General features: G+C 69.1%; 14 protein-coding genes. 9 read left to right on the top strand and 5 right to left on the bottom strand.

The window, feature by feature from the left end; all coding sequences use genetic code 11:
- The first annotated feature begins 27 nt into the window (after positions 1 to 27).
- Both ACLJQZ_RS15865 and ACLJQZ_RS15860 read left to right on the top strand, forming a co-directional pair.
- On the top strand, positions 28 to 774 hold the full coding sequence (locus ACLJQZ_RS15865; protein ID WP_410620732.1) for a maleate cis-trans isomerase: 747 nt from the start codon (positions 28 to 30) through the stop codon (positions 772 to 774).
- Between the two features lies 1 nt (position 775).
- Complete coding sequence (locus tag ACLJQZ_RS15860; protein ID WP_328644695.1) at positions 776 to 1,486, top strand: GntR family transcriptional regulator; 711 nt, start codon at positions 776 to 778, stop codon at positions 1,484 to 1,486.
- A 253-nt stretch (positions 1,487 to 1,739) separates the two neighbouring features.
- Here ACLJQZ_RS15860 and ACLJQZ_RS15855 read toward each other — a convergent pair whose 3' ends face one another.
- From ACLJQZ_RS15855 to ACLJQZ_RS15845, 3 genes are read right to left on the bottom strand one after another with little or no spacing between them, the layout of a single operon-like run.
- Positions 1,740 to 2,204: a DUF4262 domain-containing protein gene (locus ACLJQZ_RS15855; protein WP_410620731.1), complete on the bottom strand. Its 465-nt coding sequence runs from the start codon at positions 2,202 to 2,204 to the stop codon at positions 1,740 to 1,742.
- A gap of 60 nt (positions 2,205 to 2,264) precedes the next feature.
- Positions 2,265 to 3,323 carry a tartrate dehydrogenase gene (locus ACLJQZ_RS15850; RefSeq protein WP_410620730.1) on the bottom strand — a complete coding sequence of 353 codons (1,059 nt, stop codon included), beginning with the start codon at positions 3,321 to 3,323 and terminating at the stop codon, positions 2,265 to 2,267.
- Positions 3,320 to 4,783 carry an NAD-dependent succinate-semialdehyde dehydrogenase gene (locus tag ACLJQZ_RS15845; protein ID WP_410620729.1) on the bottom strand — a complete coding sequence of 488 codons (1,464 nt, stop codon included), beginning with the start codon at positions 4,781 to 4,783 and terminating at the stop codon, positions 3,320 to 3,322. Before ACLJQZ_RS15845 ends, ACLJQZ_RS15850 begins: the two co-directional genes overlap by 4 nt.
- 93 nt (positions 4,784 to 4,876) lie before the next feature.
- On the opposite strand from ACLJQZ_RS15845, the gene ACLJQZ_RS15840 reads away from it, so the two are divergent.
- Entirely contained in the window at positions 4,877 to 6,133 is a 1,257-nt protein-coding gene (locus ACLJQZ_RS15840; protein WP_410620728.1) for an aspartate aminotransferase family protein, read from the top strand.
- Between the two features lie 2 nt (positions 6,134 to 6,135).
- Positions 6,136 to 6,633: a DUF3830 family protein gene (locus ACLJQZ_RS15835; protein ID WP_410620727.1), complete on the top strand. Its 498-nt coding sequence runs from the start codon at positions 6,136 to 6,138 to the stop codon at positions 6,631 to 6,633.
- 536 nt (positions 6,634 to 7,169) lie between these two features.
- On the opposite strand, the gene ACLJQZ_RS15830 is transcribed toward ACLJQZ_RS15835, so the two are convergent.
- A complete protein-coding gene (locus ACLJQZ_RS15830; protein ID WP_410620726.1) occupies positions 7,170 to 7,991 on the bottom strand; it encodes an aldo/keto reductase in 822 nt (273 codons plus the stop codon).
- Between the two features lie 158 nt (positions 7,992 to 8,149).
- On the opposite strand from ACLJQZ_RS15830, the gene ACLJQZ_RS15825 reads away from it, so the two are divergent.
- Genes ACLJQZ_RS15825 through ACLJQZ_RS15810 form a run of 4 tightly spaced genes read left to right on the top strand, consistent with a single transcriptional unit; the run spans position 8,150 to position 12,789 of the window.
- Positions 8,150 to 9,535 (top strand): FAD-binding oxidoreductase, encoded by a 1,386-nt coding sequence (locus ACLJQZ_RS15825; protein ID WP_410620725.1) that lies wholly within the window; start codon positions 8,150 to 8,152, stop codon positions 9,533 to 9,535.
- Positions 9,532 to 11,091: an acetolactate synthase large subunit gene (locus ACLJQZ_RS15820; protein ID WP_410620724.1), complete on the top strand. Its 1,560-nt coding sequence runs from the start codon at positions 9,532 to 9,534 to the stop codon at positions 11,089 to 11,091. Before ACLJQZ_RS15825 ends, ACLJQZ_RS15820 begins: the two co-directional genes overlap by 4 nt.
- 43 nt (positions 11,092 to 11,134) lie before the next feature.
- The gene (locus tag ACLJQZ_RS15815) at positions 11,135 to 11,935 is read left to right on the top strand and encodes an SAM-dependent methyltransferase (protein ID WP_410620723.1); all 801 of its coding nucleotides are present in this window, start codon (positions 11,135 to 11,137) and stop codon (positions 11,933 to 11,935) included.
- A 47-nt stretch (positions 11,936 to 11,982) separates the two neighbouring features.
- Entirely contained in the window at positions 11,983 to 12,789 is an 807-nt protein-coding gene (locus tag ACLJQZ_RS15810; RefSeq protein WP_410620722.1) for an SAM-dependent methyltransferase, read from the top strand.
- A gap of 32 nt (positions 12,790 to 12,821) precedes the next feature.
- On the opposite strand, the gene ACLJQZ_RS15805 is transcribed toward ACLJQZ_RS15810, so the two are convergent.
- Complete coding sequence (locus ACLJQZ_RS15805; protein WP_410620721.1) at positions 12,822 to 12,968, bottom strand: hypothetical protein; 147 nt, start codon at positions 12,966 to 12,968, stop codon at positions 12,822 to 12,824.
- Between the two features lie 550 nt (positions 12,969 to 13,518).
- On the opposite strand from ACLJQZ_RS15805, the gene ACLJQZ_RS15800 reads away from it, so the two are divergent.
- Positions 13,519 to 13,890 (top strand): hypothetical protein, encoded by a 372-nt coding sequence (locus ACLJQZ_RS15800; RefSeq protein WP_410620720.1) that lies wholly within the window; start codon positions 13,519 to 13,521, stop codon positions 13,888 to 13,890.
- The last annotated feature ends 12 nt before the right edge of the window (positions 13,891 to 13,902 follow it).

Here is a 13,902-nt window from a genome sequence, read left to right as displayed (position 1 = left end):
GACAATTTGCGTCTCTCCGGAGGTTCCGTGACCACCATCGGCTTCATCTACCCCGACCACGCGGCCGAAGACGACTACCCGCTCGCCGAGCAGTTGCTCGGCGGGACGGCCGCCGCCGAAGGCGGCATCCGGCTCGCGGTCGAGCACATCTACGGCACCGACAAGCACGCGGTCGCCGAGTTGCTGGACCTCGGCAGCGAGACCCGCCTCGCCGACGGCGCCGCCCTGCTCAAGAAGCACGAGCCTGACGCCGTCATCTGGGCCTGCACCAGCGGCAGCTTCGTCTACGGCTGGGACGGCGCCCAGGACCAGATCGACCGCCTGAGAGCCGTTGCCGGCGTGCCCGCCTCCAGTACCTCCTTCGCGTTCGTGCACGCCGCGCGCGCCCTCGGCGTCAAGCGGGTCGCCGTCGCCGCCAGCTACCCGGACGACATCGCCCGGCTGTTCGCGGACTTCCTCGAGGCCGGCGGCATCGAGGTCGTCTCGATGGCCGGCGCCGACATCGTCACCGCGGCCGAGGTCGGCGCGCTGCCACCGGAGGCCGTCGTCGAGCTCGCCGTGCGCCACGACCACCCGGACGCCGACGCGGTGCTGGTGCCGGACACCGCGATGCGGACGCTCCAGGAGATCAACACCCTCGAAGCCGCCCTGCAGAAGCCCGTGCTGACCGCCAACCAGGTCACCGTCTGGGAGGGCCTGCGCCTGACCGGGCGGCACCGCCTCGTACGCTCCCTCGGCGCGCTCTTCCGGCATGTGCCGGACCGGAGCGCCTGACATGGCGCTCCCACCGGGCATGCTCCCCGCGATCGAGCCGGTCAGCCGCGAGTCGACGGCCGCCGTCATCGCGCGCCAGCTGCGTGACGCGATCATGACCGGCACCCTGCCGCCGGGCACCCAACTCGGCGAGACCGACCTGGCCGCCCGGTTCCAGGTCTCACGGGGGCCGCTCCGGGAAGCCATGCAGCATCTCGTGTCCGAAGGGCTGCTGCGCAGCGAACGGCACCGCGGCCTGTTCGTGATCGACCTCGAGCCCGGCGACGTCTACGACATCTACGCCGCCCGCTCCGCGATCGAACGCGCCGCGATGCTGCGCGCCATCCGCGGCGGCGAACGCGACCGGATCGCGCAGGTGCTCGAGCGGACCGTCGTCGAGATGGCGGCCGCCGCGAGTGACGACGACCCGAGCGCGCTTTCGACGGCGGACCTGAGGTTCCACGAGGCCCTGATCAACGCCTCCGGCAGCAAGCGGCTCGTCCGCATGGCCCGGACCCTGCTCATCGAGACCCGGATGTGCCTGACCGCGCTCCAGGGCACCTACCAGCGGGTCGAAGAGCGCGTGGACGAGCACACGAAGCTTATCCAGGCCCTCCGCGAGGGCGACGAGGAGACGGCGCTCGCCCTCCTGGACGCGCACATGGAGGACGCGGTGCAGCGCCTCGCACCGGGCACCAGCCTCGTGGAGGGACACGCCCCACCGGTGCCCTGACGCTCGGCCGAGCACCCGCGCCGCCGGTCCGATCACGCGATTTCCCCGCGCTCGCAACGAGGACGCGCGTGATCGGAGAGCCGACACATGTGATCGCAGGGTCGACACACGTGATCGGAGCGTCGGCACGCGTGAGCGCAAGGTCGACTCGGGTATCAGAGGGGTCGGCTCGCGTACCCGGAAGGGCGGCAGGCGTACCTGGACGGACGGCACGGGGACCGGGAAGCAGCCGACCGGCAGCGCGCACCCGCAGTCAGCGGACATGGCGGACCCCCAGGACCGGCTGGCCGCCGTGGCCGTCGCGGAAGTCGGGTGACCACGGCCAGCGGCCCCGGTCGTCCGCGTGGACCAGTTGCAGCGCCCGGATTTCCGGCCCGTACAACGCGACCGCGAACACCAGGTGCGCCGACGGCTCGGCGAGCGGGACGACCTCGATCAGCGGGCCGCCGCGCAACGGGATGCGTTCACCGGGCTCGGGTGGTGCCGCGTGCAGCGAATGGCTCGCCATGTCGTTGAGCAGGTTTGCCGCCGCTCGCAACGGAAGCCCGGTGGCGACCAGCTCGGGCAGGCCGTACCCGCTGAGCCCGATCGTGTAGGCCCACGGCGGGTACGGCCCGGCGCTTTCCACGCCCTGCACGAGCCAGCCCCGGTCGGCCACGCCGTCGCGAAGCCGTTCCAGGTACCCGGATCTGTCCGGGTCTTCGCACTGCTGACACATCGGTGTCTCCTCCCCCTCGGTGGACTGGGGACCACCGTGCCGGAGGGCACCGACAAAAACTCAGCCCAGTGCTTCGGCCACCGCCGTGCCGAGCCGTTCTGTGGTATCGCTGCCGCCGAGGTCCGGCGTGCGCACCCGGCCCTCGTCGAGCACCCGGTCCACCGCTGCGCGGATCGCTTGCGCGGCAACAGTTTCACCCAGGTGTTCGACCAGCATCGCAGCCGCCAGGATCTGCGCCACGGGGTTGGCGATGCCTTGTCCGGCGATGTCCGGAGCGCTCCCGTGGACCGCTTCGAACATCGACGGGGATTCACCCGATGGGTTGATGTTGCCGGACGGTGCCATGCCGAGGCCGCCGGTGATCGCGGCCGCGAGGTCGCTCAGGATGTCGCCGAAGAGGTTCGACCCCACGATGACGTCGAGCCGGTCCGGCGCCTGGACCATGCGCGCGGCCAAGGCATCCACGTGCATCTGTTCACTGTGGACGTCCGGGTACTCGGCCGCGACCTCGGCGAAGATCTCGTCCCAGAACGGCATCGAGTGGATGAGCCCGTTGGACTTCGTCGCCGAGCAGACGCGCGAAGACCGCGTCCGCGCGAGTTCGAAGGCGTACCGGATGATCCGTTCGACGCCGACGCGGGTGAACACCGACTCCTGCAGGACGAACTCGTCCGGCCGGCCCGCGTTGTGCCGGCCGCCGATCGCGGAGTACTCCCCTTCGGAGTTCTCCCGGACGATCACCAGCTCCAGCTCATCAGCCTTCCGCCCGGCCAGCACCGACGTCGTGCCCGGCAGCAGCCGCACCGGGCGCAGGTTGACGTACTGGGAGAACGCGCGCCGCAGCGGGATCAGCAGGCCCCACAGGGAAACGTGGTCCGGCACGCCGGGGAAGCCGACAGCACCGAGCAGGATCCCGTCGAACGCCGAGAGCTGCGCGACGCCGTCGTCCGGCATCATCGACCCGAGCTGGGCGTACCGCTCGCAGCTCCAGTCGAACTCGGTCCACTCCAGGGAGAAGCCGAACTTCGAAGAAGCGGCGTCGAGGACCTTGCGGGCCTCGACCGTGACGTCCACGCCGATGCCGTCGCCGGGGATGCTCGCGATGCGGTAGGAGCTCACAGGGCCACCGCGATGTACTTGGTCTCCAGGAACTCTTCGATGCCGAACGAGCCGCCCTCGCGGCCGAGCCCGGACGCCTTGATGCCGCCGAACGGCGCCGCCGGGTTCGACACGATGCCCTGGTTCAGCCCGATCATCCCTGCTTCGAGCGCCTCGGAGACGCGCAGCGCCCGCTTGAGATCGCTGGTGTAGACGTAGGAGACGAGCCCGAACTCGGTGTCGTTCGCCTTCGCCACCACTTCTTCCTCGGTGTCGAACGCGGAGATCGGCGCGACCGGCCCGAAGATCTCTTCGTGCGTCAGACGCGCTTCCTGCGGGACGTCGGTCAGGACGGTGGCCTGGTAGAAGTGGCCCGGACCGTCCACGCCGGCGCCGCCGGTGAGCACCTTCGCGCCGCGGTCGGTGGCGTCCTTGACCAGCTCGGTCACCTTGGTGACGGCGGCTTCGTCGATCAGCGGGCCGACGACGACGTCCTTCTCGGTGCCGCGGCCCATCGGCAGGGCCCGCATGCGCTCGGTCAGCCGTCGCGAGAACTCCTCGACGACGCCGCGCTGCACGTAGAACCGGTTCGCCGCGGTGCACGCCTCGCCGATGTTGCGCATCTTCGCGAGCATCGCGCCTTCGATGGCGGCGTCCATGTCGGCGTCCTCGAAGACCAGGAACGGCGCGTTGCCGCCCAGCTCCATCGACGTCCGCAGCACCTTGTCGGCGCACTGTTCGAGCAGCTTCCGGCCGACGCCGGTGGAGCCGGTGAAGGAGAGCTTGCGGGCGCGGCCGTCGCGGATCAGCGGCTCCATCACGCCGCCGGAGTCGCTGGTCGTGACGACGTTGAGGACGCCGGCGGGCAGCCCGGCCTCGGCGAGGATGCCGGCCAGCGCGAGCATCGACAGCGGCGTCTGCGCGGCGGGCTTGATCACCGACGTGCAGCCCGCGGCGATCGCCGAGCCGATCTTGCGGGTGCCCATCGCCATCGGGAAGTTCCACGGCGTGATCAGCAGCGTCGGGCCGACCGGCTGCTTGGTGATGAGGAAGCGGCCCGAGCCGTTGGGCGCCGTCGCGTAGCCGCCCTCGATCCGGACGGCCTCTTCGGCGAACCAGCGGAAGAACTCGGCGGCGTAGGCAATCTCGCCCTTCGACTCCGCCAGCGGCTTGCCCATCTCGAGCGTCATGAGCAGGGCGAGCTCGTCCTGGCGCGCCATCAGCAGCTCGTACGCCCGGCGCAGGATCTCGCCGCGTTCGCGGGGCGCCATCTTCGCGAAATCCGCCTGCGCGGCGACGGCGGCGTCCAGGGCGGCGACGCCGTCCGCCGGAGAGGCGTCGGCGACCTGGCACAGCTCCCGGCCGGTCGCCGGATCCACGACCGGGAAGGACTTCCCGGCCTCGGCGGCGACCCACTTGCCGCCGATGAACAGTTCCTTGCCGACCGCGTCGACGACGCCGGACTCGGTGCTCACGCTCATCCCGACTGCTCCTCACGTGTTGTCCCGAGGGCCATGCTATGGATATTGTCAACAATCGACAACCCACTCAGACCGACCAAGGAGCACGCTGCCATGGCCCAGCTATCTCCGCTGCTCAAGCAGGCAACGCCCGTCGTGGTCGACCACGGTGAAGGGGTTTACCTCTACGACGTCGACGGCAACCGGCACCTCGACTTCACCGCCGGGATCGGCGTCACGAGCACCGGGCACTGCCACCCGCACGTCGTACGAGCAGCGCAGGAGCAGATCGGCAAGCTCGTCCACGGGCAGTACACGACGGTGATGCACAAGCCGCTGCTCGAACTGACCGAGCGCCTCGGCGACGTCCTGCCGAGCGGCCTCGACTCGCTCTTCTACGCGAACTCCGGCAGCGAAGCCGTCGAAGCCGCGCTGCGGCTTTCGCGGCAGGCGACGAAGCGCCCGAACGTCATCGTCATGCAGGGCGGCTTCCACGGCCGGACCGTCGCGGCGGCGTCGATGACGACGTCCGGGACGCGGTTCAGCGCCGGCATCGGCCCGCTGATGGCCGGCGTGCACGTCGCGCCGTTCCCCTACGCCTTCCACTACGGCTGGGACGAGCAGACCTCGACGAAGTTCGCGCTGCGCGAGCTGGACTTCCTGTTCCAGACGGTCAGCGCGCCCAACGAGACCGCCGCGATCTTCGTCGAGCCGGTGCTCGGTGAGGGCGGTTACGTGCCGGCGAACACCGAGTTCATGGCCGGGCTGCGCGAGCGCGCCGACCGCCACGGGATCCTGCTGGTGGTCGACGAGATCCAGACCGGCTTCGGCCGCACCGGGAAGTTCTGGGGGCACGACCACTTCGACGTCTCCCCCGACATCGTGCTCATCGCGAAGGGCCTGGCGAGCGGCTTCCCGCTGTCCGGCATCGCCGCTTCGCAGGAGCTGATGGCGAAGGCGCTCCCGGGCTCGCAGGGCGGGACGTACGGCGGCAACGCCGTTTCGTGCGCCGCCGCGATCGCGACGCTCGAGGTGATCCAGCAGGAGAACCTGGTGGAGAACGCCGCGACGCGCGGGCAGCAGCTGCTCGACGGCGCGCGGCTCGTCGCGGACAAGACGCCGGCGATCGGCGAGGTGCGCGGGCTCGGACTGCTGGTCGGCTCGGAGTTCACGACGGCCGACGGCGAGCCGGACCCGGCGACGGCGGCGGCCGCGCAGCAGGCCGCGGCCAAGAACGGCCTGCTGCTGCTCACCTGCGGGCCGTACATGAACGTGGTCCGGATGGTGCCGCCGCTGGTGGTCACCGCCGAGCAGGTCGACGACGCGCTGCGCATCTGGGGCGAGGTCGTCGCGTCCGTCACGGGGAGCTGAGGATGGCCCGGTACGTCACGATCACACTCGACAAACGCGGGATCGCCTGCCGGGCCCGGCTGCTGGACGACGAGGCGCCGCGCACCTGCAACGCGGTGTGGGACGCGTTGCCGCAGAGCGGTTCCGCCTACCACGCGAAGTACGCGCGCAACGAGGTCTACACACTCGTACCGTCCTTCGCGGAGCCCAAGCCGGGGCGGGAGAACCCGACGATCACGCCGATCCCCGGCGACGTCCTGTACTTCGGCTTCGAAGCGTGGGAAATCGGCAACCCCGCGTACGGCTACGACGACGGCAGCGAGGCGCACAGCGACCAGGGCGCGACCGACCTAGCGATCTTCTACGGGCGGAACAACCTGCTGATCAACGGCGACGCGGGCTGGGTGCCGGGGAACGTGTTCGCCACGATCGAGGAGGGCCTGGCCGAGATGGCGGCCGCCACGCAGGACCTCTGGCTACGGGGTGTCGAGGGCGAGACGCTCTCGTTCGCGCGGGCCTGAAACCGTTACCCGCCAAGGGGACGCCGGGTGCGAATACCGCACCCGGCGTTCCCTTTTCACGCCTTCCGCCACTCGAAAGGGTGATCGTCGGAGTTTCACCTTTCGTGGCCGGTGATCACCAGATCGAGCTACGCGAGTGCCCAGGTTGCCGGATCAAGCCCGGCATCACCGACAGTGATGATCGGTCCAGTTGCTACCCAGAGTGGCTGACCGCCGACCAGGGCACCCCGGCGGCAAACACGAAGGGATTACGTGTTTAGCATGGGAAGATTCCGCGACGGCGGGATTCTCGGAATTCGGCTCTTTGACAGGTCGCCAGCACGGTGAAAACCTGATTCAGCTCCTCGCGAGAGCAACTCCAGGGAATCAGGAATCATTCATTAAGGAGCCTTTCCATGCAGATGTTCGCCCAGCACGCGCACCACGCCCACGACATCCTCACGGGCGTTCTCGCGCACCTGGCGCACGTCCTCGGCTGGCTGGTCTGACCTAGGCGACCGAACGGCCCGGTCGTGGGAAACCGCGGCCGGGCCGTTTCACGCGCTCGCGGACAACCGCGCGAAATCGTCGTCGGAAAGCTCGACTTCCGACGCGCCGCAATTCTCTTCGAGGTGTTCAAGCGACGATGTCCCGGGAATCGGGATGACGACCGGGGACCGGCGCAGCAACCAGGCGAGGGACACCTGAGCGGGTGTCGCGCCGAGATCGGCCGCGACCTTTCCGAGCACCCCGCCGGCCGTCGCATGACCACCGTTCGCGATCGGCAGCCACGGGATGAACGCGATCCCTTCGCGCTCGCAGTGATCGAGGACGTCATCGGACGCCCGGTCGGTCAGGTTGTAGCGGTTCTGCACGCTCGCGATGGGCGCGATGGCCCGGGCTTCTTCGAGCTGCGCGACGCTCACCTCGGACAGTCCGATCCGCGCGACCTTGCCTTCTTCCCGCAGCTGCGCGAGCGCGCCGATCTGGTCCGCGAGCGGCACCTGCGGGTCGAGCCGGTGCAGCTGCAGCAGGTCCAGGCGGTCGACGCGCAGACGTCGCAGCGAGAGCTCCGCCTGTTGCCGGAGGTACTCGGGCCGGCCGAGCGGGACCCACTCGCCGCGGCTCGGGCGGGCGTGCCCGCACTTCGTCGCCACGAGCAGCCCCGGGTACGGGTGGAGCACCTCGGCGAGCAGCTCCTCGTTCCGCCCCAGGTCGTAGGCGTCGGCGGTGTCGAAGAACGTCACGCCGAGCTCCGCCGCCCGGCGCGCGATCGCCGCGGCCCCGGCCGGCACGTGGTCCCACCCGGTCAGCCGCATGGCGCCGAACCCCAGGCGCCGCACGGAAAAGCCGTCGTCGAAGGTGTAAGTCGATGTCATGCCGGAAGCCTCACCCCGCCGGCCGTCACCCACCAGAGATTTAGGCTGAGCTAAATCCTGACTCGCCCCGCCAAATGTGAAACATCTTCATAGCGGCGTACTGGCGGTACGTACTACGCTGCGGTAACCACAGCAACGGCGCGGAGGAGAGACTCTCGATGGGCGACGTGGCGGCACAGCTGGCCGAGATCGTCGGGGACAAGAACCTGCTCACGGGCGAGGCGATCTCCGAGGACTACGCGCACGACGAAGCGCTGACGGCGGAGCCGCAGAAGCCCGCGTACGTCGCGAAGCCGGCAACGGCCGAAGAAGTCGCGGAGCTGCTGAAGGCGGCTACGGAGCACAACGTCCCGGTGACGGCGCGCGGCTCCGGCAGCGGGTTGTCCGGCGCGGCGCGACCACAGAAGGACGGCCTCGTCATCTCCTTCGAGCGGATGAACTCCGTGCTCGAGATCGACACCGGCAACCACGTCGCCGTCGTGCAGCCCGGCGTCACGCTCGCCGAACTCGACGTCAAGACCGCGGAAGCCGGGCTCAGCTACACCGTCTATCCCGGCGAGCTGAGCGCGAGCGTCGGCGGGAACGTCGGCACCAACGCCGGCGGGATGCGCGCGGTGAAGTACGGCGTCACCCGCAACAACGTCCTCGGCCTGCAGGCCGTGCTGCCGACCGGCGAGATCCTCCGCACCGGCGGCAAGACGTCGAAGGTGTCGACCGGCTACGACCTCACCCAGCTGATCATCGGCTCCGAGGGCACTCTCGCGCTGGCCACCGAGGTCATCGTCAAGCTGCACCCGCGGCTGACACACGGCGCCACCGTGCTCGCGCCGTTCGGCAACTTCGACCAGGTCATGGCCGCCGTGCCGGAGATCCTCTCCAGCGGGCTCGCACCGCACATCCTCGAATACATCGACAACCTGACGATGGCAGCGATCGTCTACAACGAGAAGCTCGAGCTCGGCGTACCGGACAAGATCCGCGAGACGACCGAGGCGTACCTCGTCGTCGCGCTGGAAAACCGCGAAGCGCAGCGCCTGGAGCAGGACGTCGAGACCGTCGGCGAGCTGCTCGGCGAACTCGGCGCGACCGACGTCTACGTCCTCGACGGCGGCGCCGCGCGAAAGCTCATCGAAGCGCGCGAGAAGGCCTTCTGGACCGCGAAGGCGGCCGGCGCGGACGACGTCATCGACGTCGTCGTGCCGCGCACCGCGATGCCGGAGTTCATCACGAAGGCGCGGGAGCTCGCGATGGCCGCGGGCGGCGGCGCGATCGGCTGCGGCCACGCCGGCGACGGCAACGTGCACCTCGGGATCTTCTGCAAAGACACCGACAAGCGGAAGCAGCTGCTCACCGACATCTTCGCGCACGCCATGGAACTGGGCGGCGCGATCTCCGGCGAGCATGGCCTCGGCCGCACGAAGGCGAGCTACTACCAGGAACTCGAAGACCCGGCGAAGATCGCGTTGATGCGCCGGATCAAGCAGAGCTTCGACCCCGCCGGGATCCTCAACCCCGGCGTTCTCTTCACCGAAGGAACCGCATGAGCGAGCTGAACGGCGCCCAGTCCCTGATCCGCACCCTGGTCGACGCCGACGTCGAAGTGTGCTTCGCCAACCCCGGCACGTCGGAGATGCACTTCGTCGCCGCACTCGACACCGTCCCGGAGATGCGGGGCGTGCTCGCGCTGTTCGAGGGCGTCGTCACCGGCGCCGCCGACGGTTACGCGCGCATCGCCGGCAAGCCCGCCGCGACGCTGCTGCACCTCGGCCCGGGGCTCGGCAACGGCCTGGCGAACCTGCACAACGCGCGCCGCGCGAACACGCCGATCGTCAACGTCGTCGGCGACCACGCGACCTACCACAAGCAGTACGACGCGCCGCTCGAGTCGGACATCGAGTCCATCGCGAGCTCGCTCGAAGGCTGGGTGCGCCGCTCGGAGCACACCAAGGACGTCGGGGCGGACGCCGCCGCCGCGGTCGCCGCGGCGCAGGACGCGCCCGGCCGCGTCGCCACGCTGATCCTCCCCGCGGACGCTTCCTGGGGCGACGGCGGCGAGACGTGCGCGCCGATCCCGCCGCGCGTGCCGCAGGCGGTGGACGCGACCACGGTCAAGGACGTCGCCGCGGTATTCGGCACCGGCGAACCGGTCGCGTTGCTGATCGGCGGCGCCGCGTGTCACGAAGAAGGACTCCGCGCGGCCAGCCGGATCGCGGCCGCGACCGGCGCGAAGGCGTTCGTCGAGACGTTCCCCTCCCGGCTCGAGCGCGGCGAGGGACTGCCGACGATCGAGCGGCTCGGGTACCTCGCCGAGCAGGTCACCTACCAGCTCGACGGGATCAAGCACATCGTCGTCGCCGGCACGAAGGCGCCGGTGTCGTTCTTCGCCTACCCGGGCAAGCCGAGCGACCTGGTGCCGGAAGGTGCCCAGGTGCACACGCTTGCGTCGCTCGGACAGGACGTCATGCGCGCGCTGACCGAGGTCGCCGGCCTCGTCGCCGCGGACACCGAGCCGGTGCTGCAGCAGGCGTCCCGGCCCGCGCTGCCGAGCGGCCCGCTGACCCCGCAGAACTGGGTCGACGTCATCGGCGCGCTGCTGCCGGAGAACGCGATCATCGCCGACGAGGCGAACACGTCCGGCCTGATGCTGCCGACGGCGACGGCGGGCGCGCCGCGCCACGACGTCCTGACGCTGACCGGCGGCGCGATCGGCTACGGCATGCCGGTGGCGACCGGCGCGGCCGTGGCGGCACCGGACCGGCCCGTGCTCAACCTGCAGTCCGACGGCAGCGCCCTCTACACGATCTCCGCGCTGTGGACGCAGGCGCGCGAAAACCTGAACGTGACGACGGTGCTGCTCAACAACCGCGCGTACGCGATCCTGCGGCTGGAACTGCAGCGCGTCGGGGCGCAGGGCGGCCCGAAGGCGAACGAGCTGCTCGACCTTTCGCGGCCGGACATGGACTTCGTGAAGATCGCGGAGGGCATGGGCGTGCCCGCGACCCGCGCGACGACCGCCGAGGAGCTCGCCGAGCAACTGCAGCGCGCGTTCGCCGAACCCGGGCCGCACCTCATCGACGCCATAGTGCCGCCTTTGCTCTGAATCCGGCTATTCTCGCCGTCACACCAGAGGGCTGGAGCGGCGGATGAGCGAAGACGAACACGCGAAGCGGGGCATCGACCTCGAGCGCCCGAACGCGGCACGCGTGTACGACTACATGATCGGCGGCAAGCTCAACTACGCCGTCGACCGGATGTTCGCCGACCAGGTCCTGGGCGTGCTGCCGAACGCGCGGCACATGGCCGTGGTCAACCGGGCGTGGCTGCGCCGGGCCGTGCGGTTCGGCGCGGAACAGGGCATCCGCCAGTTCCTGGACATCGGCTCGGGCATGCCGACGGTCGGGCACGTGCACGAGGTCGTCCAGGCGATCGACCCCGCGTCGCAGGTCGTCTACGTCGACAACGAGCCGATCGCTGTCGCGCACAGCGAGATCGTGCTGGAGGGCAACGACAACGCGGCGATGGTCCAGGCCAACGCCGAGTACGTCGACGACGTGCTGGAGCACCCGACCACCGAGTCGATGCTGGACTTCGACCAGCCGGTGATGATCATCATGGCCGCGTTCGTGCACTTCATCCCGGACTCCCGTGACCCGGCCGGCCTGATCGCGCAGTACTTGGACGCGTTCCCGCCGGGCAGCTACCTGGCATTGTCGTCGGGCACGTGGGAAGGCCAGGGCGAGGAGTCACAGCGCTCGGTCGCACTGTACGAGAAGAGCGGCACGCCGCTGACCCTGCGCTCCCCCGACGAGATGCGCGCGCTGGTGAAGGGTTTCGAAATCCTGCCGCCGGGTGTCGTGTTCACACCGGAGTGGCGCCCGGACGAGCCGCTCGAAGACCCGCCCGCCCTCTCCGGCGGTCTGTCGCTGGTAGCGCGCAAGGCCTGACCGGGGCCGGGCTATTCTCGCGTCACACCTGAGCCCGGGAGCGGCGGATGACCGAAGACGAACTCGCTAGGCGCGGCATCGACCTGGACAAGCCGAACGCCGCGCGTGTGTACGACTACATCCTCGGCGGCGAGCTGAACTACGCCGTCGACCGGATGTTCGCCGAGCAGGTGCTGACGGCGCAGCCGAACGCGCGGGAGCGCGCGCAGCTCAACCGGCAGTGGCTGCGCCGCGCGATCCGGTTCGGGATGGACCAGGGCATCCGGCAGTTCCTCGACATCGGCTCGGGCATGCCGACCGTGGGGCACGTGCACGAGGTGGCGCAGGCCGCCGACCCGACGTCGCGAGTCGTCTACGTGGACAACGAGCCGGTCGCGGTCGCGCACAGCGAGATCGTGCTGGAGGACAACGAGAACGCGGCGATGGTGTTTGCCGACGCCGAGTTCCCGGACGACGTCCTCGAGCACGACACCACCGAGATGATGCTCGACCTGGACCAGCCGGTGATGGTCGTGATGGCGCTGTTCGTGCACTTCATCCCGGACGAGCGCGAACCCGCCCGGCTGCTCGCCGCCTACCGCGACGCGCTCGCGCCCGGCAGCTACCTGGCGCTTTCGTCGGCCACGCACGAGCGGCAGAGCGACGAGACCGCGCGCGCGGTGGCGATGTACAAGAAGAGCTCCAACCCGGTGATCCCGCGCTCGGCCGACGAGCTGCGCGCCCTGGTCGACGGCTTCGAGATCGTCGACCCCGGCGTCGTGTTCATCCCGCAGTGGCGCCCGGACGCCGCCGACGACATGCCGGAAGACCCGACGGAGTGCGGCGGGCTGGCGCTGGTGGCGCGCAAGAACTAGCCGTGGTGAGGGCCGAGCGGATCGCCCGGCCCTTACCACGCGTGGCGCGTGATCCGCACCGGACCGACGACGATGTCGACCTGGAGCAGCCCGATCGCCAAGCAGAGGAGTGTCACGCAGACGGCGACCAGCACGACCAAGCGCGCCGTCGTGCCCCAGTTCGCGATGGCCGACTCCAAGATCGAGCGTAATGCTACCCCCTGACGGTCGGATACTTCGTCCTCCGGATCTCGGCGGTCCGGGACTGCGGCATCCCGAGGCTCGGTATCCATCTCGGGTCTCTCTTTCGCCAGTCTTGACAGCAGGAATCTGCGGCCAGTATGGCCAGCGAAGGCGACAGCGCCAACATGCGATGTGTACACATCGACACCTGCCTCGAAGTTCGAGGCATGCTAGCTTCCGACCATGCTTCGATTCGAAAAAGTCATAACTGAATCCGAAATCGGCGTACGTGAAGCACGAAATAAATTCACGAAACTCCTGAATGACGCCGAGGGCGGCGATCAGGTCGTATACATATTACGCCGAGGGAAGCGCATAAGTGCAATAGTCAGCCCGGGCTTCGCGGAAAGTATTGCGGCGATCCGAGGCGCGAACGGGCCAGTAATCCCAGGCGACTTAGTATCCGCAATCACGTTGGTCGAACAATTTCTGGTTGACGACGAAGTCGACTTGGGCCTTCAGTCACTGACACCTAATCGACACGGAATAGTAGGTACATGCATATCCTTGATCGACGTGATGCTGCCGGGACCAGCGCTCCATGACGGCGAACTTCGTTGCCAAATGGACGATGGCACCCTCGAGATCAAGCCTGTCGCAGACCTGCTGGTTCGCAAGTTGTACAACCGTCCGGACTTCACTCCGGCGGTCCGAGAAGAGCTACCGCTGGTCGCCGGCAGCCTGTGGGCCGCACAAGTGCACGATTCGGCCACCGAACATCGTTTGCGCATACCGAAAGAGGTTTCCGAAGCCGAAGCGCTCCTCTGGCTGTTCGCTCTGTGGGAACTGTGCTTGTTGATCAACGCCATACACGGCGACGGAACCGCTGAAGGGCTGATGTACGAGATCGAAGAGATCTTCCGCGAGGACACCCGGTGACGGCAGGCGCAC

The sequence above is a fragment of the Amycolatopsis sp. cmx-8-4 genome (assembly GCF_046548675.1).
In the GTDB taxonomy this organism is placed as follows: domain Bacteria; phylum Actinomycetota; class Actinomycetes; order Mycobacteriales; family Pseudonocardiaceae; genus Amycolatopsis.
Note: the sequence above shows the minus strand (reverse complement) of the source record. Positions and strands in the feature narration are given on the sequence as shown.